This window comes from Ancylomarina sp. YFZ004 (assembly GCF_054254355.1).
Genome location: NZ_JBTCHQ010000010.1, coordinates 92,556 through 118,849, shown reverse-complemented (window position 1 = coordinate 118,849; position 26,294 = coordinate 92,556). Strand labels below are relative to the sequence as shown.

The 26,294-nt window shown below is 33.7% G+C and carries 20 protein-coding genes; 13 read left to right on the top strand and 7 right to left on the bottom strand.

Translation table 11 applies throughout. From position 1 onward, the window contains the following. Positions 1–49: 49 nt before the first annotated feature. The 3 genes from ACXR6G_RS15445 to ACXR6G_RS15435 form a co-directional block, all read right to left on the bottom strand. Entirely contained in the window at positions 50–295 is a 246-nt protein-coding gene (locus ACXR6G_RS15445; protein ID WP_458362341.1) for a hypothetical protein, read from the bottom strand. A gap of 46 nt (positions 296–341) precedes the next feature. Then, the gene (locus ACXR6G_RS15440) at positions 342–1,154 is read right to left on the bottom strand and encodes an FKBP-type peptidyl-prolyl cis-trans isomerase (protein ID WP_458362340.1); all 813 of its coding nucleotides are present in this window, start codon (positions 1,152–1,154) and stop codon (positions 342–344) included. Positions 1,155–1,225: 71 nt separating this feature from the next. Next, positions 1,226–1,672: a hypothetical protein gene (locus tag ACXR6G_RS15435; RefSeq protein WP_458362339.1), complete on the bottom strand. Its 447-nt coding sequence runs from the start codon at positions 1,670–1,672 to the stop codon at positions 1,226–1,228. A 334-nt stretch (positions 1,673–2,006) separates the two neighbouring features. On the opposite strand from ACXR6G_RS15435, the gene ACXR6G_RS15430 reads away from it, so the two are divergent. Further along, complete coding sequence (locus ACXR6G_RS15430) at positions 2,007–4,376, top strand: cache domain-containing protein (RefSeq protein ID WP_458362338.1); 2,370 nt, start codon at positions 2,007–2,009, stop codon at positions 4,374–4,376. 86 nt (positions 4,377–4,462) lie between these two features. Here the strand turns inward: ACXR6G_RS15430 and ACXR6G_RS15425 are convergent, their stop codons facing one another. After that, positions 4,463–5,503, bottom strand: a complete 1,041-nt coding sequence (locus ACXR6G_RS15425) for a tetratricopeptide repeat protein (protein WP_458362337.1) — start codon at positions 5,501–5,503, stop codon at positions 4,463–4,465. A 221-nt stretch (positions 5,504–5,724) separates the two neighbouring features. On the opposite strand from ACXR6G_RS15425, the gene ACXR6G_RS15420 reads away from it, so the two are divergent. From ACXR6G_RS15420 to ACXR6G_RS15395, 6 genes are all read left to right on the top strand, one after another. After that, positions 5,725–9,486 carry a response regulator gene (locus ACXR6G_RS15420; RefSeq protein WP_458362336.1) on the top strand — a complete coding sequence of 1,254 codons (3,762 nt, stop codon included), beginning with the start codon at positions 5,725–5,727 and terminating at the stop codon, positions 9,484–9,486. Between the two features lie 3 nt (positions 9,487–9,489). Further along, positions 9,490–11,082, top strand: a complete 1,593-nt coding sequence (locus ACXR6G_RS15415) for a response regulator (protein ID WP_458362335.1) — start codon at positions 9,490–9,492, stop codon at positions 11,080–11,082. A gap of 1 nt (position 11,083) precedes the next feature. Next, the gene (locus ACXR6G_RS15410; RefSeq protein ID WP_458362334.1) at positions 11,084–11,950 is read left to right on the top strand and encodes a CheR family methyltransferase; all 867 of its coding nucleotides are present in this window, start codon (positions 11,084–11,086) and stop codon (positions 11,948–11,950) included. Continuing rightward, positions 11,935–12,504 (top strand): chemotaxis protein CheB, encoded by a 570-nt coding sequence (locus tag ACXR6G_RS15405; RefSeq protein WP_458362333.1) that lies wholly within the window; start codon positions 11,935–11,937, stop codon positions 12,502–12,504. Before ACXR6G_RS15410 ends, ACXR6G_RS15405 begins: the two co-directional genes overlap by 16 nt. Before the next feature lie 63 nt (positions 12,505–12,567). Beyond that, the gene (locus ACXR6G_RS15400) at positions 12,568–13,110 is read left to right on the top strand and encodes a class IV adenylate cyclase (protein ID WP_458362332.1); all 543 of its coding nucleotides are present in this window, start codon (positions 12,568–12,570) and stop codon (positions 13,108–13,110) included. Between the two features lie 84 nt (positions 13,111–13,194). Next, positions 13,195–13,644, top strand: a complete 450-nt coding sequence (locus tag ACXR6G_RS15395; RefSeq protein ID WP_458362331.1) for a hypothetical protein — start codon at positions 13,195–13,197, stop codon at positions 13,642–13,644. Between the two features lie 55 nt (positions 13,645–13,699). Here the strand turns inward: ACXR6G_RS15395 and tsaD are convergent, their stop codons facing one another. Further along, the gene (tsaD, locus tag ACXR6G_RS15390; RefSeq protein WP_458362330.1) at positions 13,700–14,722 is read right to left on the bottom strand and encodes a tRNA (adenosine(37)-N6)-threonylcarbamoyltransferase complex transferase subunit TsaD; all 1,023 of its coding nucleotides are present in this window, start codon (positions 14,720–14,722) and stop codon (positions 13,700–13,702) included. A gap of 162 nt (positions 14,723–14,884) precedes the next feature. Here tsaD and ACXR6G_RS15385 point away from each other — a divergent pair, with 162 nt between their 5' ends. From ACXR6G_RS15385 to ACXR6G_RS15365, 5 genes are all read left to right on the top strand, one after another. After that, positions 14,885–19,288, top strand: a complete 4,404-nt coding sequence (locus ACXR6G_RS15385; RefSeq protein ID WP_458362329.1) for a translocation/assembly module TamB domain-containing protein — start codon at positions 14,885–14,887, stop codon at positions 19,286–19,288. Positions 19,289–19,494: 206 nt separating this feature from the next. Continuing rightward, positions 19,495–20,883 (top strand): sodium:proton antiporter NhaD, encoded by a 1,389-nt coding sequence (gene nhaD, locus ACXR6G_RS15380; RefSeq protein ID WP_458362328.1) that lies wholly within the window; start codon positions 19,495–19,497, stop codon positions 20,881–20,883. A gap of 168 nt (positions 20,884–21,051) precedes the next feature. Next, on the top strand, positions 21,052–21,762 hold the full coding sequence (locus ACXR6G_RS15375) for a MotA/TolQ/ExbB proton channel family protein (protein WP_458362327.1): 711 nt from the start codon (positions 21,052–21,054) through the stop codon (positions 21,760–21,762). 8 nt (positions 21,763–21,770) lie between these two features. Then, the gene (locus tag ACXR6G_RS15370; RefSeq protein ID WP_458362326.1) at positions 21,771–22,163 is read left to right on the top strand and encodes an ExbD/TolR family protein; all 393 of its coding nucleotides are present in this window, start codon (positions 21,771–21,773) and stop codon (positions 22,161–22,163) included. 3 nt (positions 22,164–22,166) lie between these two features. Next, complete coding sequence (locus ACXR6G_RS15365; protein ID WP_458362325.1) at positions 22,167–23,114, top strand: TonB family protein; 948 nt, start codon at positions 22,167–22,169, stop codon at positions 23,112–23,114. 14 nt (positions 23,115–23,128) lie between these two features. On the opposite strand, the gene ACXR6G_RS15360 is transcribed toward ACXR6G_RS15365, so the two are convergent. Continuing rightward, a complete protein-coding gene (locus tag ACXR6G_RS15360) occupies positions 23,129–23,905 on the bottom strand; it encodes a sulfite exporter TauE/SafE family protein (RefSeq protein ID WP_458362324.1) in 777 nt (258 codons plus the stop codon). A 93-nt stretch (positions 23,906–23,998) separates the two neighbouring features. Then, the gene (gene glyA, locus ACXR6G_RS15355) at positions 23,999–25,279 is read right to left on the bottom strand and encodes a serine hydroxymethyltransferase (protein ID WP_458362323.1); all 1,281 of its coding nucleotides are present in this window, start codon (positions 25,277–25,279) and stop codon (positions 23,999–24,001) included. Positions 25,280–25,761: 482 nt separating this feature from the next. Here glyA and ACXR6G_RS15350 point away from each other — a divergent pair, with 482 nt between their 5' ends. Beyond that, entirely contained in the window at positions 25,762–26,244 is a 483-nt protein-coding gene (locus ACXR6G_RS15350; RefSeq protein ID WP_458362322.1) for a hypothetical protein, read from the top strand. Positions 26,245–26,294: the final 50 nt, after the last annotated feature.

Genomic DNA, 26,294 nt, shown 5'->3' with positions numbered 1-26,294 from the left:
AGCTGCAACCTCACGATCACAGCTTTCCTTTTTCCTTTATCCTTGGTATCTATTCTTCAGGGATACTCTTATTAAATGCTTCGATTAAAGCAAGAGCCTTTTCCCTATCCCTAGCAAAAATTTCAACGCCAACAGGATCAACACCACCAGCTGCCACATAAAAAGGTGCAATGTTTCCCATTATTTGGTTGGTCATGCTTGCAATAATATCATTATCGTTTAAAATATCCTTTATAATTTCAGAATTAATAGGGTTTCCTCTGTAAATTTCAATTAGATCTGTATCCTTTTCCATAATCGATGTTCTTTTATTTTAAAAAATTCTCATTTCTATTCAACAACTACTTTACCGAAGGTCTCGCATTCAGTTCAAATAACTTATCTGTAAATTCCTTATTTGTTGGCTCTTTACCAATAAGCACCTCCAAATTATCTTTGGCTTCTTTCAATTCTCCTAACTTTTCCAAGGAAAGCACCATTTTGTACCAAAGCTTATTATCATTTGTGACATCAGCAAAACAAGCTGCCACTTCAGCTGCTTTCATGTGCTGATCGGTTTTACTCAACATATCCCACAAGCGATAAAGATGATCTTGCCCAATATGGTACTTATTAGAATCTGCCGTTGTTGCTATTTCTTTAAATTTTTCCATTACAGCTTTCTCCCCACCTATTCCAATTGCTTTAAGCAGCGTATCAGCCATTATGCCTTTAGGTTCATCAACTCTTACGACTTTAAACTTATCGTAAACCAAAGTAGCATGTGGTGGAATAATATCGCCAGCGCCTTCGGCCCCATAAGCCAAAGAGTCAGGAAGAATCGCAATCACCTCATCACCTTCTCTAAGCAACATACTTATTTCAGTAAAACCTTTAATCAATCTAGTATACCCTGCCACATAAGTAAATAATGAATCTGGCTGATCAGCACTGGTCCAAACGACAGAATCGCCAACCTTTAAACTTAAATAGGTTGCCATTTCACAGCCAGCCTCAACTTTTCTGCCCTTACCTATTTTCTCATAATAGTATTGCAAGCCACTAGCTGTTCGAATGGTATCACCCACAACAATTTTACGCTCATTAGACTTAGGCCCATTACAAGAACTCAAAGCAATAGTGACTAATAGTGTAAATAGATAAATCAGTCTCATTCTGATATTGTTTTATTTTAGAAATAATGATGAGGAAAGATACATGCATTCTCTCTTATCTCTCTTACAATTTAGCCTAAGTTTTCTTTTAACTCGTTCAAAACGGCATATAAAGCTTTCTTTTGATCTAGTTTAAAGATTGAAAAATCGTAAATACTGTATTTTTGATCTTTAGTGATAAACTCAACCTTATCTTTTTCAAGAATGAGGTCGTATAGGTTATTAACCTCGATATTTTTTGCTCGTTGTGAAACGTTTTTAAAGACTATATTCTGTGGATTAATACAAATTGAATTAGATTCTTTAATAATATTCTTACCATAAGTAGCTATAAGAAAACTCAAAATACCACCAGCAAACAAAATCATATAGAATCGAGACATAGGATATTCCACTAGAAAGACCCCAACTGAGCCCACAAGCATTTCAATGATTCCCAACGAAAAATAAGCTTTCCTTTTTGTTGAAGAAAAAGGTCTGCAGGCATTAAAATTCAATTCAAAATTTGTAGCATTCATAATTAGAAATTTAATTCGATTTTAAAAAAAAATCACTCGATCATCACTAATTAATTCTTATCCTCAGTATAATCCCTTTATAATAAGTTGTTCTAAATAACAGAAATTATTTTCAAATTTATGAAAAACAAAACAGTCCACAAGTTTTACATTAACATTTTACAAAACTCAACAATCAACTTGAACACCACCCATGAAAACTTAACAATAACAAATTAAAAGTAAAAGATTATCACTCCTATGTATATCATTCAGTTTATTTGTAATTAAAAAAGCTCCTCAACACCAATATAATTTCGTATTTTCAGACTGATTTTTTCAACCCCCTACTACTATGCAAAAAAAAAGAATTTTATCCATACCCCAAACATTTCTCTTATACATTGTCGTCTTCTTTGCTTTTTCGGCAATTGTCATAAGTAGTCTTTTCCTTTTATTCGAATATAGAAGCTTTAAAAAAGAAAGTGAGATTCAAAAGTCATCATTTATACAAACTCAAAAAGAACTGATAAAGCATGAAGTCGAACAAGTCATTGAACATATCGAAGTTAGTCGAGACATTCGAATTAATCAGGTTAACGACATACTAATATATCGCGTGAATCAGGCTTTTCTACTGGTTGAAAACCTTTACCAAAAAAATAAAGGTAAATACAACAAAGAAGTTATTTTGCAGATGGCAAGAGAAGCACTTCGCCCATTACGATCAAAAGAAATTCGAGGTGATTATTTTATTATTAGAACCAATGGAGAAGAAATTCTATACCCATCACATCCCGAAGCTGAGGGAGTAAACTTTTTAGAACAACCTGATTCACCTGAAAAAGAAATCGTAAAAGAAGAAATTCGAATTGCTCTTGAAGAAGGGAAAGGATTTGTGAATGACCATATTCAATCTTTTCAAACAAAGCAGTCATTCAGTTCGCCTTCTGTAATATATGTCAGATATTTTAAACCACTTGATATCGTAATTGGCACAGGAGAATATATTCCTGACATTGAAGGAGATATAAAGAAAGAAGCTAAGCAATACATCAAGAATATTCATTATGGGATCAATCAAAAGATCTTTATAAACAATACCGATGGTACTGCCATTGTTTCAAGCTCGAAACAATACAAGGAAGGAGAAAATATTCTTGATCTAAAAGATGAAAGTGGTTTTGGATTAATTAGAGCAGAAATCAACGCTTCTAAAAATCCTGAGGGAGGCTTTACAACATTTGATTGGATTAATGATGACACTAATGAAGTAGGAAAGTGTATTTCATTCGTTAAATCTTATCCGGAGTGGAATTGGGTCGTTGGAGCTTGGTTCGACCTTAGCCTTATAGAAACCAACATTAGTGAAAGTATAGAACAAATGAAGAATGTTCAAATGAAAAAAGCGGCTGGTATTCTTATGCTTATTCTGCTTATTCACATCATTATACTACTCATATTCCAATATGTAACCAATAAAACAAAAAAGAACACAACAACTTTTATTGGTCTCCTTAAAAAAGCTATTAATTCAAATTCGGTAATCGACATTAAAAAACTGAATTACTCTGAATTCCAGACCATAGCCAATGCCACAAATGAGATTATTGAAAATAAAAAAATTTCGGACGAAGAATTAATAAAAAGTGAAATGCAATTTAAATCTCTTTTTGAAATTGCTCCAATACTCCTACTTGGTATCGATCAAAACAATAAAATAACACTTTGGAATAATGAGTGTGTAAGGCTTACTGGTTATTCTCTTTCTGAAATACAATCAGTAGAAAAACCAATGAAAATGATGATGAAATATGATGAAGAATACCAAACTTTACGTTCTCATCTTTCAGAACCTAATGGGAAATTTCATGAATATACCATTATCGACAAAGATAAGGTGGAGCGCAATCAGTTTTGGGCTGGATTTAAGAGTGCATCGGGTCTCGTGATTGGTGTAGGCTATGATACAACTGAGCTTACGAAGACCTTGACTGAATTAAATATCACGGCAGACAAGCTTCAGGAAGCTAATCAAACAAAAGATAAATTCTTATCGATTATTGCTCACGACCTTAAGAATCCTTTCAATGCTATTGTTGGATTTTCTGATTTATTGTGTTCTAGCTATTCCGATTTAGATGATGAAACGAAACTAGATTTAATCAAGGATATCCAGCATTCGGCTAAGCTTAACTTTAATTTACTAGAGAAAATGCTCGAATGGGCTATGAGTCAATCGGATCATATTCCGTTTAATCCTGAAGTTCTAAATTTGCAAAATCTCATTTCAGATTCTACTTCTTTTGCTGCATTTCAGGCCAATCAAAAACAAATAAATATCATAACAGAAATTCAAACCAATATTCAGATTTTTGCTGATGAAAACATGCTAACTAGCTTACTTCGCAATTTAATATCTAATGCTATAAAATTTACTCCCGACCAAGGTGAAATCAGAATTAAAACTGAACCTATGGACGATCAGGTTAAAATTTCAATTAAAGATACCGGAGTAGGTATGAGCGCTGAAAATATTGAGAAGCTATTCCGCACCGACGCCAAGGTGCAAACCTCAGGAACCAAAGACGAAAAAGGAACTGGCCTAGGTCTTCTTATCTGTAAAGAATTTGTAGATAAGCATCAAGGTGAAATTTGGGTAGAAAGTGAACTAGGAAAAGGTAGTGAATTTATCATGATATTCCCTAAGCAAGGTATTAATTAAGACTAAACGTATATAGATTCAAAATAACAAAACGCAAGGAATTGACTGTATCAATCCTTGCGTTTTCTTTGGTTATCCCTATTAAATTAATGCTGAAGCATCGCTTCAAAAGTCTTAACCAGATCTTTAAAATCTGGATATATTCTTTCTGCATTTTCTATAGTCTGATCCTTCAAAAGCTTCTTAAGATTCGCCTGTCCTCCTTTATGAATCAGAAAATCAATAAAAGCTCCTCCCATTGGGTAAGATAAGTCTCTTTCATATTGTGTTGGAGATTCCCAAAGTTCAAGCAAATGAAACTCATCTTTAGGCAATACTTTTCTAGCTTGATCCATTTTATTACGAGATGTTTGATCAAAATACACACAGATACCTTCATTTATCAACTTGCTTTTTTTCTTTGGTTTAATAGCAATATCACAAAGAATATGGCAAATTTCATGTCCCTTAGTTTGTTTATACCAAGCATTTATAATTTTTCTTTCCGAATTAGCAAAACCTAAAGGTCTTTCAAACAAATCAAAGGCTTCTTCCCTATCCTTCCAAACAAAGAAATCGATTTTCTTAGGCAAATCAGTCTTAAAGAACTTATTAACACTTAAAAAAGCCTCTTCATGTCGCTTAATATAATTTTCTATATTCTCAATAATTGATTCATCCTGAAAATGAAACCTAAGATGTTCAGTTTCGTGAATATTCCATTTCTGGAAAAATTTATTCTCTTGAAAACGCATTAATTGGTTATGAGCAAAACGAGTACAATTTCGGGTCGCTTTCATTTCCCTCGCCTTTTTTAAATTCTCCACACCCATATCAACCAATCCTGTATGGTAATATGCAGTACCCAATTCAGCTAAACTCCATGATTGAACTGATGGATGAGCAATTTTGTCAGCCAGAGCCTTCTTTAAAAGAGGAATAGCCATATCATACTGTCCAATAGCCACATAAGATCGACCAATAATCATATTAAGTATAGCATCATCAGGTGATTGCTCAAGTTTAAGCATCCCTTTTTCAATTGCTTTTTCGAATTTACCTTTTAAGTATAGCTTACTTAAATCTTTATGTTGAGCTGAAAGCAAAAGACTAAAAGACAGGAAGATGATTAACAAAACATTCTTCATAATTACATTATATTTTTTCTGTTTCTGAATAAAGACATAAAGCTACAGTTAAATACATATTGAGCAATATGTTTTTTATTAAAATTCTATAAGATATACGATTAATAACTTAACCTACACTTTTAATCTATTCGTGTAAGAAAACTGTCATTCCATTTTATTTTATCACTATTTTTGCGGATCTTTAAGAGTAATTATATATAACAAACATTTATATTATCATGAATTTGCCAATATCTAAGTTTAAAGATTGGAAAATAAAATCCAGACTATTTATTTTAACTATTGTCTCCATTACAAGCATTCTCCTTTTGGGATTCCTGGCAAATTACTTTTTCCAATCCAGCCGTGTTATTACCCTATTTATGAATGCTAACCGTATTCATAACAACACCTTTAATAATGGTGTTCAGGATTATTATAAATACATTGCTACGGGTGATACAACCTATTATATTTCCTCGGTTAATAACTTAAGGGAAGCAAATAAAATGGCTTATACATTTTCTAATGTAAATGATCATTTAATAAATTTGAATAAAGAAGAATTTATTGCTCTTTTTTATAGTGCGTTCCCTAAAAAGCATCATCCTGAAGAACAAATTGTTAACACTTTTTACGATCGATTAAAGCTACTACAAAAATTCGATCCTCAAAGAATGGCCGATAATCAAGCAATTGCTCAAAATGGCTATCAAATTGGCTTAGAAGTTCAAGAACATGTAGAAAATCATAAAGCAGGGGAAATCAACTACGAACTATTAAAAGCAATACATCAACTTCAAGCCCATTTTGGTGAATTCGCTCAGCAAACTGATCAATTATCAAATACGGTGAGCAATGCTTTGATTTACGTGATTGGTTTTGTCATCTTACTTATTGCTATTTTTATTTCGAGTATTTCATACATCATCAATAACTCTATATCAAAGCCAGTTGCTGTTTTAGCGAAGAGTTTCAACTTATTAAATAAAGGTATACCTCAAAGGAGATTAGAGTATAAGAGTAATAGCGAACTAGGTATTTTAACCCAATCTTTCAACGAAATTCAATTTGGCTTCTCCCGAATTATTCACAACATTCAGAAAGTTGCAGAAGGAAATTATCAGGTAAAACTAAGTCCTAGATCGAAAAAGGATGAATTTACTCACACTTTTAATCGCATCGTCGATCAGCTTGAAGCTGCAGATAGAAAAAATAAAAACGCCAACTGGTTTCGTACTGGTATGAACCAACTAAATGAGCAGTTACGTGGGGATCAAGAGATAAACGAAGTTTCGAGTAACGCTCTTGAATTTACAATCAACTTCCTTAATGCTGAACTGGGTGCGTTATATCTTTTTGATGAAGTTAGTGAAGCGTTTAATCTTGTTGCATCACATGGACTACCAGACAAAAATCAGTTTAAATTCATAAAAAAAGGGCATGGTTTAATTGGTTCCATGGTTGGCAACGAGGAAATTAAGCATATCAAAGATCTACCTCGAGATTATTTCACTATTTTCTCAGGAACTGGAGAGATTAGTCCTCAAGAAATCATTTTAATCCCATTAATATTCAACAATCGCCTATGGGGCGTTATGGAGTTGGCCTCAATTCGAGAATTTGGGAAACACAAGATCAATTTTCTGAAAACTGCTAATGAAACAATAACAGTAAATATTGCTTCTTCGATTGCCAGAGAACGTCTTGAGACATTACTACAAACAACTCAAGATCAAGCCAGTGAATTGCAAGTTCAGCAAGAAGAGTTAAGAGTGGCTAATGAAGAGCTTGAGGAGCACACTAAGATATTAACTGAAAACGAAAAGAAACTCCAAGTCCAACAAGAAGAGTTGAGAGTTGCCAATGAAGAGTTGGAAGAACGGACAAATCAGTTGGAACTACAAAAGAATGAGATTGTACAAAAAAATCTTAACCTATCTCAAACTCATACCGAACTTGAATTAAAAGCTAAAGAGCTTGCACAAGCTAGTCAATACAAATCTGATTTCTTAGCAAATATGTCGCATGAACTGCGTACTCCTTTGAATTCTTTGTTGATTCTATCAGGGATGCTTACTAAGAACAAAAAGGGAAACCTGACTAAATCTGATATTGAATCTGCTGAGATCATTCACAAGAGTGGCAAGGATCTTTTGCAATTGATCAACGAAGTCCTTGATTTATCTAAAATTGAAGCTGGCAAAATGACGGTTGAATTTGCTACTACCAATGCAGCAGATATCAAACATGAAATTATGCTCGATTTTAAACATCAGGCTGAAAAGAAAAAAATAGCACTCTCAGTTGAGATTGCAAATGATATACCAGCATCATTTGTTAGTGATAGATTAAGATTATCACAAATCATCAAAAACTTACTATCAAATGCCATCAAATTCACAACAAAAGGAAGTATCACTGTTACTTTTAATAAGTATGATGAAAAGATAGCACTCATGCGAAACGATCTAGATCCATCTCAAGCTCTTTCTATTTCGGTAACAGATACTGGAGTTGGTATTCCTGATGATAAAAAGGAAGCCATTTTTGAAGCATTCCAACAAGCAGATGGAAGCACATCCAGAAAATATGGTGGTACAGGCTTAGGCTTATCTATCTCAAAAGAATTAGCCTTTATGCTGGGTGGGGAAATTCACCTGGAGAGCAAACTCAATCAAGGTTCTGTATTCACTATTATTATTCCTATTGAACCCCGCGAAAGTTCTCTTAATAACAAGGCTCAGATCGCAGAAATTTCATCATCTAAAGTAAACCATTCTGAAGTTGCACCTAAAAAGAACGAAAATATTATAAAATTCATTGATGATGACAGAGAGCAAGCGTTATCAAAAGCTCTGGTTCTTTTAATTCATCCCGATAAGAAGAAAGCAGAAAAACTTATAAAGCTTATTCATAAAAACGATTTTCAAGCCGTAGTAGCTATCGATATAGAGTCGTCAATGCCATTAGTGGAGAAATATCAACCGACTTCTATTATTATTGCGTCTAAACTTCTATTAACAAATGGTGAAGAACAATTAGCCAAATTAAAAGAGAATCCACTAACATCAAATTTACCTCTTCATATCGTCTCACCAATTGATGGACTAAAGAATGAGAACAAAGAACAACTAACGACTGTAAATGCCATTGATTTTAATTCGGCAATGAACAAAATTAACAAACAGCTTTTCTCTGATTCAAAACAAATATTAATAGTTGAAGACAGTGCCTTAACAAGAAAAGTAATTCACACCCTATTACAGCAAACCAATGCTCAGATTGATGAAGTTGAAAGCGGTTCTGATGCACTAGAACAAATAAAAATTAAACAATACGATTGCGTAATACTTGATTTAGGTTTACCCGATTTTTCGGGGCATGAATTATTACAAAAATTATCAATTTTAGACATTAAGATTCCTAACACAATTATCTATACAGGGAAAGAACTTTCACGAGAAGAACATCGTGAACTAAGCAAATACACTAATTCTATTATTCTTAAGGGAATAAAATCAGATGTTCGTCTAATGGACGAAGTGACTCTTTTCTTACACCATGTTGCTATTAAGAATCCTCCAATTCCGACTAAAGCTATAAGCGAAATTGATGAATCTATCTTTAAAGGCAAAACGGTTTTAGTCGTTGACGATGAAATTAGAAACATATTTGCCTTGGGTAAAATACTTGAAGATAAAGATATGGAAGTACTTGAAGCCGAGAATGGAAAAATAGCACTTGAAGTACTTAAAAAACACAAAAATATAGATTTAGTTCTAATGGATGTCATGATGCCTGAGATGGATGGTTATACAGCCATTGAGCATATTAGGAAGACTCCAGGCATTAAGGATATTCCTGTAATATGCACAACAGCTAAGGCTATGAAAGAAGATTATGACAAAGCTATTTTTCATGGAGCTAACGATTATTTATCGAAGCCTATTGATGAAAACAAGTTATTTTCTATGTTAAAAATTTGGTTATACAATTAAGCTATGAATAAGGACAAAATACTAATAGTAGACGATAAAGAAGAGAATTTAATAAGTCTTGAATATATTCTTAGCGATTTTAATGTTGAGATCATTAGAGCTTTTTCTGGTGAAGAGGCATTGAAGTGTACGCTAAAAAATGAGTTTGCAATGGCCATTCTCGACGTTCAAATGCCTGGTATGGATGGCTATGAAACATTGGAATTAATGCGTCACAGAAAAAAGACTAAATACCTTCCTGTTATCTTTGTTTCAGCCATACATCAAAGTGATTTTCACATTATAAAAGGAATAGAAACAGGTGCTGTGGACTTTATACCAAAGCCAATTATACCAGAAGTTCTAAAAGGAAAAGTAAGCGTTTTCCTTGATCTATACCGACAAAGAAAAGAATTAGACCTTGTACTAAAATATCTTGAGGATAAAAATGAAGAACTAATTATAGCTAAAAATAAAGCTGAAGAAGCCACTCAAGCTAAATCGATGTTTCTAGCGAATATGTCTCATGAAATCAGATCTCCTATGAATGGCATATTGGGTCTTTCTCGCTTAATGCAAAATGAAACGAAGAATTCAGAACATCATGATATGCTCAATGTTGTAACAACATCAGGCGAACATCTCTTACAAATTATAAATGACATTCTCGATTTCTCAAAGATTGAAGCAGGACAGATTGACTTAGAATGTATTGATTTTGATATTAGAAAATTATGTGATACGATATACCAACTACTCAACTATAGAGCTGTTGAAAAAGGAATTAGTTTTAATATAGATATTGACCAAAACATTCCAAAAGTTCTAAGAGGAGATTCTTTTAGATTAAACCAGATCATCATGAACTTAACCAATAATGCGGTTAAATTCACACTTAAGGGTGCTGTTAATGTGACAATTAAGGTGCTTGAGAAAAACAAGGAGTGGGTATCTATATTATTCTCAGTAAAAGACACTGGAATTGGAATCCCAGATAAGGCACAAAAGACATTATTCAAAGAATTCACTCAATCTGACAGTTCTATCTCTAGACAATATGGAGGAACTGGTCTTGGGCTCGCAATTTCAAAAAATCTAACCAATTTAATGGGTGGTAAAATCACTCTTCAAAGTAAACAAGATTTAGGTTCGGAGTTCATGTTTGAACTCAAATTCGAATATAAAGAACAGGAAATGATAACAGGTCTTAGCAACAACAAAGAACTATCACAAGATCTCACAATTCTTGTGGCAGAAGATAATCCTATCAATCAAAAAGTAGCCGTTTTAACTTTACGCCATCTAGGTTTGACTTGTGATATTGCTAAAAATGGTCTTGAAGCTCTTGAAATGTACAAAGAAAAAAGGTATGACATTATCCTTATGGACATGCAAATGCCAGTACTTGATGGACTTAATGCTTCATCTAAAATTAGAAGCTATGAGATAGATGAAAATATCGACAATTCAACTTATATTATTGCTCTAACAGCAAATGCATCATCTGATAATAAACAACAATGTCTTGATGCTGGTATGAATAATTTTTTAAGTAAGCCATTTAAAGAAGATGGCTTAAAGGCTGCTTTGAGTCAAGGAATCAAAATTATTCATTAAGATGACCGGCAAGCAAGATAAACTCGATAAGTTTGAGAATATCGATATCGAAATACCTTTAATACTTGAAGCTATCTACCAAAAATATGGTTATGATTTCCGAAGGTATTCTCGTTCTCATATTAAAAGACGATTGGTACACAGATTAGCCATCAGTAATTTGGAAAGTATTTCTCAAATGCAGGACAAGCTAATGCGTTCGAAAGATTTTTTCATTGAACTACTTGAAGATTTATCAATCAATGTCACTGAGATGTTCCGTGATCCTGATTTCTACGCTTCATTTCGAGAACATGTCATTCCAAATCTAAAAACGTATCCATTCATTAAAATATGGCATGCAGGCTGTTCAACAGGTGAAGAAGTCTATTCCTTTGCAATACTTTTACGGGAAGAAGGCATTCTAGATCGTTGCCAAATTTATGCTACAGACTTTAACCGAAAAGTTCTCGAAGTGGCCAAACAAGGCATCTACCCTATTCGTAACATCGATCAATATGAGAGAAATTACGTAAAATCAGGAGGCAAATCTAAATTATCTAATTTTTATACGATGAAGTATGGATCTATTAAATTGGATCAATCCTTAGTGAAAAAAGTCGTTTTTGCTGATCACAATCTTGTAACTGACTCTGTTTTTGCAGAAGTAAATCTAATTATTTGCCGAAACGTACTCATATATTTTAATCGAGACCTACAAAACAAAGTGATAAACTTATTCCATGAAAGTCTATCATCTAGTGGTCATTTGTGTCTTGGTTCAAAGGAAAGTTTGAAATTCACAAGCAAAGAATCCTGTTTCTCAGATGTGGATGATAAACAGAAAATTTATAAGAAAAGCTTGAGCAAATCATGTATAAAGCTTTAGTAATTGGCACTTCTTTTGGAGGACTAGAAGCTCTAAAGGCTATTATTCCTCTTTTACCAAAGGATTTTCCTCTGGCAGTCATTGTTGTTCTCCATATTGGCGACAATCAAAATGATTCTTTTATTCGATTTCTCAATGACATCAGCCAATTACGCGTAAAGGAGGCCGAAGAAAAAGAAACAATTTCTCCTGGGACAGTCTACTTTGCACCTCCAAACTATCATTTATTGATTGAAGATGATGAGACCTTCACACTCTCCACAGATGCTAAAATCAATCATTCCAGACCTTCAATAGATGTTCTTTTCGAAACAGCAGCTTGGTGCTATAGACATGATCTTATTGGTGTTGTCCTATCTGGCTTAAACCAGGATGGTGCCTATGGTTTACTCCAAATAAATGATTTAGGTGGTATTTGTATAGTTGAAGATCCTGAAAACGCTATTGCCAGAATCATGCCTTCAGCAGCTTATAAAATTGCAAAACCACAGTTTATTACACCTCTTCATCAAATTGCTGAAAAAATTACTGAACTTATACTATCTCAAAACTAAACAAATCAACTTCATATCAAATTAATCTCTACTTTTGAGTAATTAATTTATTCAAAATAGACTATGCCAATAAATATAGAAATCAAAGCAAGTTGTTGCGATTTAAGCAAGATTAGAGAGATCCTTAAAAGTCAAAATGCAGATTCCAAAGGTACAGATCATCAAAAAGACACCTATTTCAATTCTAACAAAGGACGTTTAAAACTTCGTGAAGGGACTATTGAGAACAACTTAATCCATTACGAACGAGAAAACATTGAAGGTAGTAAAGAAAGTAAATTCACACTTTACAAAACCGAGCTAAATTCTAATCTTAAGACGATATTAGAAAAAGCTCTTGGCAACAAATGCGTTGTCGAAAAAGATAGAGAAATATTTTATATAGACAATGTGAAATTCCATCTTGACACAGTCAAAGATCTTGGAACATTTTTAGAGATTGAGGCTTCAAACAAAGATAATATCCTCACGAAAGATAAACTTCAAGAGCAATGTAACTACTATATAAAGTTGCTTCAAATCAATCCCAAAGATTTTATCTCAGATTCTTATTCTGATATGATTCAACGAAACAATTTATTTTCACAAATCCTCATTGAAGAATAATAGGTATAGTCTTGAATTCTAACAAAGGTTTTTATGTTGATTCAATTTTGAGTAACTTGAATAAAATCTTAAAAACAAACTGCCATGCTTCAATTCGAATACGATATCCGAAGTCATAAGGTTAAAGCACTTAATGGTAAGAGTAAACAGTTAGCTGTTGGTATTGCATTTGTCATCACAGCTATTGTTTTATACTTCTTTGTTAGATACTTAGAAATCATACCTCTATGTAGATATTTTGCCCCTTTTTTAATTCTTATAGCATTTATCTATACTATCGGAATTCTATTAGGCTGTAAGTTTATGTACCCTCGTGAATATCTGAAAATAAACTCTCGAAGGATAAAATATAAATATGGGTGGTTTAAAAGACGAACAAAAATCTATAGAAAAGATATCAAAGCTTTCAAGTTGGAGAATTATGAACTCATCGTACTAACGAAAGAACAAGAAGAGTTTAGAATTTGCCTAAAAGATTTTTCTGATGAAGACATCATAGTTTTAAAGGGTTACCTAAACATTACTAAAGAATAAATTCAGAAGATATAAAAAAAGCAGCCTTGAAAAAATATTTCAAGGCTGCTTCATTTTATTTGATAGTCATTCGAGCAAAAGGAGCTGTATCCTGTTCCACAAAATCATTTTTTAGATATTTAAAATAACCTGTAACAGCTACCATTGCAGCATTATCAAGAGAGTAACCAAGCTGTGGAATATAGACTTTCCAGCCCATCTTAACAGCAGCATCCTTCATTGCATTCTGAAGTCCTGAATTAGCCGAGACACCTCCAGCAATAGCCACTTCTTTTATTCCAGTCTCTTTAACAGCACGCTTAAGCTTATTCATCAACACATCAACAATTGTATTTTGAATTGATGCACATATATCATTCATATTTTCCTCTATAAAGTTAGGATTCACCTTCACTTTATCTCGAATGAAATATAAAAATGATGTCTTAAGCCCACTAAAGCTATAATTTAGACCTTGTATTCTTGGTTTATTAAACTCAAAAGCCAGAGGGTTTCCTTCCTTAGCTCTTTTATCAATTACGGGGCCTCCTGGATAAGGAATTCCCATAACTTTTGCACATTTATCAAAAGCTTCTCCAGCAGCATCATCAATAGTTTCACCTATCACTTCCATTTCCATATGATCTTTCACAATTATAATTTGCGAATTACCTCCTGAAACTAAGAGTGCTAAAAATGGAAAGTTCGGATGCTCATAAGTATTTTTCAAATCATCAATAAAATGAGCTAGAATATGTGCTTTCAAATGATTAACCTCGATCAAAGGAATATTCTTTGATAAAGCAAAACCCTTTGCAAAAGAGGTGCCTACCATCAAGGATCCCAAAAGCCCTGGTCCTCTCGTAAAAGCCACAGCATCAATATCATCAGCAGTTACATTGGCTTTCTTTAAAGCTTGATCAACAACTGGAATAATATTCTGTTGGTGGGCACGAGATGCCAACTCTGGCACAACACCACCATATGCCATATGCACAGTTTGAGTGGCAGTAATGTTAGAATGAATCACTCCATCGCGCAAAACTGAAGCCGACGTATCATCACATGATGACTCAATTCCTAATATCGTTATACTCATTAAATTAAAAATTAACGTAAAAACATTAAAAAAGACTATAATCACAGCTTTCACAAGCTGTTTTCTATTTCTTTTTATCTAATTTTGTGCAACTGCACTCAAAAGCACAAAACTATTAAAAAATTTCTCAAAATATCAATTTGGGCCATAGCAAGTATCATTATGGTGCTTATATTGGCATATCTTATATTTTTGAGCCCTCGAGTACAGACTTATATCAGTCAAAAGATAGCCAAATCTATATCAGAGCAAACCCATACGCCTGTTACGATTGAAGGTGTAGATTTTTCTCCTTTTAAAAGCATTATCCTCAAAGGTATTTACGTTGAAGACTATAAACAAGACACTTTGATTTATGTTGGAGAACTTAAATCGAAGCTCGATTCAATAAATTTCAAAACACGAAAAGCCTATATTGGTAAACTTATCCTAAATAAAGCTTACTTTAATTTGTACGAAGACGAGGATCGTAAACAAAACCTTCAGGTTTTTATTGATTCGCTTTCTAAAAAACAAAGCCCACAAGACACTTCAATCCATAAAAAATCGTGGGACATTAATGTTTCCAATCTCGATTTAATTAATTCTCATTTTAGCTTTGTAACTAGTAAGGCCAAAAAGCAAGCTTTCGGGATGAATTACGACGATATTGATGTTAGAAACATTAAACTTCAAGCTCGTAATATTAAAATCATAGGCGATTCTGTTGATTTCGATATGAAACACATGAGTTGTGTTGAAAAATCAGGCTTTGAATTAAAAGATTTTAAAACTCATAGCTGGATTACACCCACTCAATGGGGCATGTCTAAAGTTACATTCGTCTCACCTAAAAGTCGACTATCTGCACGTCAAATACTCTTGAATTATAAAACTGGACAAGGGTATTGGAGACAGTTTACAAAGAAGATGGAACTGGATTTTCAAATCGAATCGTCAAAAATTAATTTTGAAGATATTGCCTATTTTAATGACAAGCTTTTAGGATTTAAAGAATTTGGGTTTTTATCAGGGAATATTTATGGTACCATTTACGATCTAAAGGGGCGTAATATCAATATCCTATATGGTAATCAAACCAGTTTCAAAGGTCGGTTTTATATGAATGGTCTTCCTAAAATTGCGGATTCATATCTTGAAGCTGACTTCAAAGAACTGACCACTAGCATTGCTGACATTGAAAATGTATATATCCCAAATTATAAAGACAATCACATTCAGCTTCCCAGCCAACTTGATAATTTAGGGCTCATTCATTATCAAGGTAAGTTCAATGGATTCATAAATGATTTTGTCTTTTATGGAAATTTCCAAACTGACCAAGGTGATATTAGAACCGATATTCTACTTAAACCTAGCCTTACAGAAAACAACCTAAGCTTCACAGGGGATATCAATACTCAAGATTTTAACCTTGGAAATCTATTAAGTCAAGAAAAAATCGGAAAAGTATCGATGAATTTAGCCTTGAAAGGTTCAACTTCCAAAGATGTAACTCAGGGAGTAATGAAGGGTAATATCACTAAATTCAATTTCTTTGATTACGATTACAAGAATTTATCACTCGATGGGTATTTCGCTGATAAACATTTTGATGGTAAAATCTCACTTCTCGACCCAAATATTGGCTTTGACTTTACAGGTAAAATCGACTTTTCGAAAGAGACTCCAGTAGTTAATTTCGAATCTCAATTGAAGAATGCTAAATTATTCCCTCTACATCTAAATACAAAAGATGAACTCGCAGAACTCAATTTGAGCTTAAATGCAAATTTTACCGGTGCTCGATTTGATAATGCAAATGGTAATATTATCATCAATAATATTGAATACAAGAACGGCAGAGGAGAATACAAATTAAATGAGATTAAAATCGATTCTAAAACCACTCCTGAGCTCAAACAGTTTGATTTGAAGTCAGATTTGGCCGATTTAAGTGTAAAAGGTAATTACGAACTCGGAGAGCTTGTTTCGTCCTTATCAAACATGATATATTACTATCTTCCAGCTTATGCTCCAGATTCATCATACACAAAAATTGATTCAACCAATAAATTTGAATTCGATCTTTTATTAAAAGAAAATGTTGGATTAACCGAATTAATTTACCCAGAAATAAACTTAGCACCACAAAGTCAGCTGAATGGAGAAATTAATGCTAAAGAGCATTCCTTAATTCTTAAGCTTGACATTCCATCCTTAAATTACGATTCAAAAATTATTGAGGGAATTAAGGTTAGCTTGAACACCGATAATAATAAGCTTACTTTAAAAGGACGTAGTGATAAATTTTCCTTCACAGATGATTATAACATTTTCAATCTTTCACATCAGATTGAAGCCCAAAATAACCAACTCAAATACGATTTAAACTGGAATAACTGGGGTGCAAAAACCTATAGTGGCTCTTTATCAGTCATCGGAATTGCCAGCTCAGAAACACTGAATTCAGACCCCAAATGGGAAATTGATATTCTGCCAAGTACTGTGATTCTTGCCGATAGCACTTGGAAAATCAGCCAATCACACATTCAAATAGACAGTACGAGTTATACCATCGATCAATTCAGTATTAGTCAAAATGATCAATTCTTATCAATAGATGGTAAGGTATCAACTCAAGTTGAAGATATAATTAAATGTCAAATTAATAATATCAGCTTAAAGAATATAAATACCATTACCGACAGTAAGAATTTAGGTGTTGATGGTAATACTAGAGGTTATTTTCAGCTTTCAGACTTTTATGGAGATCGCCTAACCAAAGCTGATCTTGTTCTTGATAATTTGACTTTTAATAAAGATACGATTGGAGATTTCTATCTTAAAAGTGATTGGGATAAAATTGAACAAAAACTCTCCGTAGAATCATATGCGATTCATAACAATAAGCGAGAAATTAATATTGAGGGAGGCTATTTTCCTGCTTCAGATTCAATTAATCTAAGTCTCACCTTAGATTCTATGCGCATGAATGCACTTCGACCTTATTTGGATGGTAATATATCTGAATTGGAAGGACGATTGGGTGGATTCCTGAAAGTAGAAGGTCCCAGCAGTTTACCTCGCTTTTATGGCAAGCTTAAATTCCTAGATACGAGCTTTAAAATTGATGAGTTGCAAACAAAATACTCATGTAATGACAGTATTATTTTAACACCTCAAGAAATACAATTTAATAACTTTAAATTCTATGATTCTGAGAATAATCTGGCTGAAATTTATGGTGCCATCACACTTAACGATTTCGAAAATATTGGTTTAGATCTAGCTCTAACTACCAAAAACTTCAAACTTCTTAATACAAAAATTACTGACAATGAGCTTTTATACGGTCAAGCTTATATGACAGGCATTACACATTTATATGGCTCTCCTGATGATATAGAAATTGAGATTGATGCAAAAACAAATAAAGATACGCGCATATACATCCCTCTTAATAAGACAGGTGACATTGAAAAAAGTAATTTTATCACTTTTATTAACTCTTACGAAACAGTCGAAATCGTAAAGGAAAAATATGATATTGATCTAAGTGGTATAAAACTAAATTGCAATCTTGAAATTACGCCAGAAACCGACATACAAATCATTTTAGATCCTAAAATTGGAGATATAATAAAAGCCAATGGTAATGGTAACCTAAAACTAGGAATTGATACAAAAGGTGATTTTAATATTTACGGTAACTACACCATTAACACAGGAAGTTATTTATTTACGCTTCAGAATGTAATCAACAAGAAATTTGATTTATCAAATGGTGGAACTATCAAATGGAATGGAGATCCTTATAGTGCAACAATTGATATCAATGCCGTATACAATGTAAAGACGACACTATACGATCTTTTATTGAATACGCCTTACGTCGATAATACTAAAAAGATACAAGTTCAGTGTAATATGAACCTAAGTCAACAGCTTAGCAATCCGATTATTCGTTTTGATATTGATTTTCCATCACTCGATCAACAAACTCAAAGTATCTTAGAAGCTCTCTTCTCAACAGAAGATGAAATGAATAAACAAATTTTATCTTTACTCGTATTGAACCGTTTTTATACTCCAGAGTATATGAGGTCTACAGATCCTGAGTTTGAAAACAAAAATTCAAGTTATGCAGTTGGGGTCACAACTAGTGAGCTATTATCTAATCAATTATCTAACTGGCTTAGTCAGATTAGTAATAAATTTGATGTTGGATTCAGTTACCGCCCCGGGGATAATATTACCGGTGATGAAATAGAATTCGCACTCTCAACACAAGTTTTCAACGATAAAGTTACTATCAATGGTAATTTAGGAACCAACTCCAATTCCAACCAAAATCAAGACAATGATATTGTTGGTGACTTTGACGTGAATATAAAGCTTGATCAAAAAGGGAAGTTTCAAATGAAGGCTTTTACCCGATCAAACGAATATTTATCCGATTATGCCTCTCGAAACACCCAAGGTGTTGGTATATTTTATAAAGAAGATTTCAACACTGTCGGTGAATTATTCAGAAAATACCTGAGTTTTTTAAGAAGCAACAAAAAAGACAAAAAGACTGAGTAACAAAAACTTAGCAAAACATTCCTTTTATTTTGAATTTTAGCAATCTAATAATTCAAACTCACCTATTTTTATTAAAGCTCATTCTAAATTACAGCATATACACTTTTATTAGTGTTTAGGTAATATACAGCATATTCTGGATAGTTAAATATAGCTATATTAGACATCTACAAAAATCAATTAATTAACTATTTAAAAAAAATAATATGTTTACATTAATGGTCGTGGTTTTTGTTCTTGGCTATATTGCGATTGCCCTCGAACATCCATTGAAGATTGACAAAGCAGCTTCTGCTCTGCTTATAGGAACAATAACTTGGGCACTTTATGTGTTTGGAGGCGTTGATATACTTGGTTCGGGAGTAAGTCGAGCGTGGAATGAGTTCGTACTTCTCAACCCTGATGAAGATACGGCCAAAGGTATGCTTCATTTTATTACGCATAATGAAGTTCTTCATCATCTTTCTGAAATTTCCGCAATTCTTTTCTTCCTTTTGGGAGCCATGACTATTGTTGAAATCGTAGATCAACACCAAGGTTTTAAGATCATTACTGATAAAATTAAAACAACTAATAAAGTTAAGCTTCTTTGGATATTAAGCATCTTAACTTTCTTCATGTCGGCAACTTTAGATAATCTTACAACAACAATTGTACTTGTTGCCTTAATCCGAAAACTTATTGATGATCAGAAGGACCGTTGGTTTTTCGCATCTATGGTTGTTTTAGCTGCAAATGCAGGTGGCGCATGGTCCCCTATTGGTGACGTTACAACCATTATGTTATGGATTGGTGGACAAGTAACCACTGTAAATATTATTGGACACGTAATCTTGCCTAGCTTGGTAACAATGCTTGCTCCTCTTATTGTAGTTAGCTTCTGGTTAAAAGGGGATATCACTCGTCCACAATTAAATGATGCTGATAGAATAGAGTACACAACACCTAAAGAACAACTTTTCATCCTATGCTTAGGCGTATCTGCTCTTCTTTTTGTTCCTGTTTTTAAAACGGTAACTCATTTACCTCCTTACTTAGGTATGTTATTCGGACTTGGAATAATGTGGGTTGTAACAGAAATCATGCATCGTAATAAAGGTAAAGAATACAAATCTCGTTTAAATGTTACAGGTGTACTAAAAAAGGTAGATGTACCAACAGTACTTTTCTTTTTAGGTATCCTTTCTGCTGTAGCAAGTATGCAATCTGCTGGACACCTTGACATTTTGGCTACCTGGTTAGATACTAACATTCATAATGTATATGGTATTAACTTGGTTATTGGAGTCCTTTCTGCTATCGTTGATAATGTACCTTTAGTTGCAGCTGCAATGGGAATGTACGATATCGCCGGACCTGAGGCTGTAGGTTATACTGCTCACTTTATGCAAGATGGTATCTTCTGGGAATTCCTAGCTTACTGTGCTGGTACAGGAGGATCTATCTTAATTATTGGTTCTGCTGCAGGTGTTGCTGCCATGGGAATGGAAAAAATTGATTTCATCTGGTATTTTAAGAAAATATCTCTTCTTGCTCTTATCGGCTATTTAGCTGGTGCTGGTGCTTTCTATTTACAAGCAACATACATTTTATAAGACACAATTTACTGGTAGCAATACCCTTAAAAGTTTGACTTGAGGAAACTGAAAAAAAAGATCCTCGATATAGTCGAAGAAGAAATTACAAATATTAATTTAGCGAGATATAATATTTTATATTATATCTCGTTTTTTTATATATCGACTAATCAGAAAATTGACAATATGAATTACCTTTCGATGCTTGCAGGACTTCAGAACATAGCTCAAAATGAGGATATTATAAGCAAAACTGGCACAAAGTCCACTGAAATAACACTTAACTTTATTGATTTGGCTTTTAAAGGTGGATGGATCATGATTCCTATCTTTGCTCTATCTGTTATTGCCATTTGGATTTTCTTCGAACGTTTTTATGCAATTCGACGAGCTTCGAAGAAGGATGATAATTTCATGAACCGTATTAAAGATTATATTCATGAAGGTAAAATCGATTCAGCTTTATCACTTTGTGAGTCGAATGACACGCCAGTTTCAAGAATGATCTCAAAAGGTGTTAAACGTATTGGTCGCCCTTTAAACGATGTAAATGCCGCTATTGAAAACATAGGTAACCTTGAGGTTTCTAAACTTGAAAAGAACCTGCCAACTCTTGCTACTGTTGCTGGTGCTGCACCTATGATCGGCTTCCTTGGAACGGTTATGGGAATGATTCAAGCCTTCTATGCTATGGCAAATGCTGGAAATAATATCGATGTATCTCTTTTAGCAAACGGTATATATACGGCAATGGTAACAACTGTTGCTGGTCTTATCGTTGGTATTATTGCTTATTTTGCCTACAATATTTTGGTTGCTAAGGTTGAAAAAGTCGTTTTCACAATGGAAGCAACAACAACCGAATTTATGGATCTTTTGAATGAACCAATCAAGTAATTCACACTATGGCATTAAAATCTAGAAATAAAGTCAACCCCAATTTCAGCATGTCTTCCATGACTGATATTGTCTTTTTGTTGCTGATCTTTTTTATGGTAACATCAACCTTAATAGCACCCAATGCGTTAAAGTTATTATTACCTAAAAGTAGCAATCAGACAGCTTCAAACCCGATTACCTCTGTATCGATAGATAAAAATTACAATTATTATATTGAAACGACACCTACTCCATTTTCAACGTTAGAAGGCAAATTACAAGCTCTACTAGCACAGCATGAAGATCCAACTATATCACTTCATGTAGATAAATCTGTACCCATGGAACAAGTTGTGAAAGTGATGAATATTGCTAAAAACAATAAGTATAAATTGATTTTAGCTACATCAGCAAATTAATTTATGAAGGATACCAGAAGTAAACGAATAGGATTTGTGGGAACACTATTGTTTCACGCAGGAATCATTGCGCTCCTATTTTTTCTAGGTTTCCGCACGCCACTTCCTTTACCAGAGGAAGAAGGTATTGTAATTAACTTTGGTAATACTGATCAAGGTTCAGGTAATAAAAGACCAGCTCCTTCACAATCTCGACCTGCTAGGAAATCAAAACCCAAGCCTGTTGTTGAAAAGAAAGAAGCCGTAAAACCAGTTGAAAAGACAGCAAGCTCTCCAAAGGAAAAAATATTAACTCAGAATACTGAAGATGCTCCTGCTTTACCTTCTGCTGAAGAAGTTGCAAGAAAAAAGGCAAAGGAAGAAAAGACTAAAAAGTTAAAAAAAGAACAAGACAAGGCGAGAAAAATTGAAGCCAACAAAAAACGTATTGCTGAGCAGAAAAGACTAGACGAGGAAAAAGCAGAACAAGAAAGATTGGCTGAGCTAGAGCGTGAAAGATTAGCCGAGCTTGCTCGTCAAGAGAAGATTAAAAGCATTAATAATAAAACGAAGAATGCTTTTGGTAGTGGCACATCAAATGCGAGTTCACAAGGAAAGACTTTTCCTTCCGGCAATCAAGGAAAAACAAATGGGTCACCCGATTCAAATAACTATACAAGTAATGGCCTAGGTAATAAAGGTTACTCATTTGATCTAAAAGGAAGAAATTCTATATCGATACCTAAACCAAAATACGACCTACAGGAAAGTGGAAAAGTGGTGGTAGAGGTAACGGTTGACCGTAATGGAAAAGTAACAAGCGCACGACCTGGAGTCACTGGATCTACAACTACAAACATTACTTTGCTTGAAGCTGCTAAGAGAGCTGCTTTAAAAGCAAAATTTAATTCAGATAGTAAAGCTCCAGCTTATCAGCGTGGAACCATTACCTATCATTTTCAATTGGATTAAATTCTAGCAACTTCTTATTTTAGTATCATCATAACTAGATCAAATACACCTAAGAATTTGATTGAAGCTACAACAATGACTCCCATTAGGATATAACGAACGTATTTGGCTCCCCAGCTAACAGCGAATCTCGTTCCGAACCAAGCCCCTATCATATTACCTAAACCAAGTATTAAACCAATTTTAAAGTCAACCTGATCGTTATAAATAAATACTACAAGAGCAAAAGCGGTATATAGAAGGACTATAAATATTTTAATAGCATTAGCTTTCACTAGATTAAAACCTGCACCAAGCACTAAACCTGCCAATAAGAAAAACCCGACACCTGCCTGAATAAATCCGCCGTAAAATCCAATAAAAAAGAAAATAATGTATTGACTCAAACTGGGGCGTTTGCCCATCTTCCCTACTTGACCTTTAACCCAAGCATCTGGCTTATAAAGCACAATAAAGAAAAGAACAATCAGGATAGCGCCAATGGTCTTCTCCATGATTTCTTCATTGATATTAACAGCAAATATTGCCCCAAAAACAGATCCCACAATAGCGGGTAATGCCAAACCGATTCCTTCCTTGTAGTTGAAAACTTTCTGCTGTTTAAAGCTGGCTACACCTACAATATTTTGCATTAATATAGCAATACGTAAGGTTCCATTAGCCACGGTAGCTGGCAAGCCTAAAAAAATGAGTAAAGCCAATATTAGTATCGATCCACTACCTGCTAATACGTTTATAAAACCAGCAAATACACCGGCTAAAACAACTAAAATATAAGAGTACCATTCCATAATTTATCCAACTAATATCAAAAAAACATTGACAAGGTATAAAAATAAAGGCCACCCAATGGGCAGCCTTTAAAATATATCAGTAATAAAAGATTACCAAGCAAACATTGGGCGCTCAGTCATCAATTCATTTACACGAGTTTTAACAGAAGCAATTACTTCTTCGTTATCGATGTTAGAGATTACCTCATCAATCATTGAAACGATAATTGGCATCTCAGCTTCCTTAAGACCACGAGTTGTGATAGCAGGAGTACCGATACGAATACCTGAAGTAGAGAAAGGAGAACGTGTATCAAATGGAACCATGTTCTTATTGATAGTGATATCAGCTTTAACCAATATATTCTCAACTTTCTTTCCTGTAATTTCTGGAAATTTAGAACGAAGGTCAACCAACATAGAGTGGTTATCAGTTCCGTTAGAAACAACCTTGTAACCAAGTTTAATGAACTCTTCAGCCATTACCTTAGCATTCTTCTGCATCTGTACAGCATAGTCTTTGTAGCCATCAGTTAAAGCCTCTCCAAAAGCAATAGCTTTGGCAGCAATAATGTGCTCCAAAGGACCACCTTGTTGTCCTGGGAATACAGCAAAATTCAATACTTGAGACATCATTTTGATAACCCCTTTTGGAGTTGTTTGTCCCCAAGGATTTTCAAAATCTTTACCCATCATGATCAAACCACCACGAGGTCCACGAAGAGTTTTGTGAGTAGTAGTTGTAGCTATATGTACATAAGGCATTGGATTACTCAAAAGACCTTTAGCGATAAGACCAGCAGGGTGAGCAATATCAGCCATTAATAAACAACCAACTTTATCAGCAATTTCACGCAATCTAACGAAATCCCAATCACGAGAATAAGCAGAAGCACCTGCAACAATCATTTTAGGCTTGTGCTCTAAAGCTAAAGCTTCTACCTCGTCATAATCAACTAAACCAGTTTCCTCATTCACATGGTAAGGAATTGGATTATAAAGATTACCAGAAAGATTTACTGGAGAACCATGAGAAAGGTGACCACCATGAGCCAAATCTAATCCCAAGAAAGTATCACCTGGTTGCAAACAAGCATAGAATACTGCTGCATTCGCTTGAGCACCTGAGTGAGGCTGAACGTTAGCATACTCTGCACCAAATAATTCACAAGCTCTATCAATTGCCAACTGCTCAGTTTGATCAACAATCTGGCAACCACCATAGTAACGCTTACCAGGATATCCTTCAGCATACTTATTAGTTAAACATGACCCCATAGCTTGCATTACCTGCTCACTTACAAAGTTCTCTGAAGCGATCAATTCGATTCCTTCTTTCTGACGATTGTGTTCTTGTCCAATCAGGTCGAAAATAAGAGTATCTCTTTCCATTGTTGTTGTTTTCTTTTGTTTATTTTATAATATCTGTCAGTGCTATTCTATAAGTTAGATCCTAAAAACACATTAAAATCATAACTTAAATTTATTGAATAAAGGACTAATTAAATCGATTACAACCCTCTGAATTACAAGTTGTAATTACCTACAAAGAAGCATAATCCCCACCTCTATTCAATTTCCCAAAAATAGACAATTAGACCTATTAAAAAAACATTTAAGACCTTTTTTACAATAGCTTTTCAATAATAGATTAAACGACTAATAATCAATAATATTTAATGCTCAATAATTGGGATTTCTTTTATTAATCTAGTTCTATAAAGTTTTATTCAAAGAGGATAGAGATATCAAAATCGAGTTGTTTACAGTACTCAACTATTTTATGTAATTAATTGTTTGCTTTTTTGTACATTTAATACCGACAAAAAAAACAGATTTAATTAGATAAAGAATTACACTAAACAAGACCTAATATGGAAACTCTATCTGTTCACCCACAACCTCGTCCAATATTACTTACAGTATTATGCATTTTGACCTTCATTGGAAGTGGCTTTGGTGTTTTTTTCAATCTTATGGGGATGTTCGCTGCTCCATTCCTTGATTTTTTTCAACCTTCAATGTTTGATGAAGCTTTTAATCAATTAGGAAATAACCCGGGTGATGAATTTGTAAAACAAGCTCTGGATATGGCTCTATTAGCCATTGATAATTTTCTTGGTATAACACTCACTAAATTTATTTTCTATGCCTTAAGCCTAGTTGGTGCTATCATGATGTTTCAGATGAAAAAAATTGGCTTTTACCTCTATATTGTTGCCCAAATTGGTTTCCTATTTATAGGTCCTGTTTTTTTGGGTTGGAATATGTTCGTAAGCTCAGCACTATTTTTCTCAGGTTTTTTCTCGGTACTATTTATAGCCTTATATGCGATAAATCTCAAGCATATGTCTTAATATCTAATAATTCAATAATCAAATATTAACCTATACTAACACATTAAATT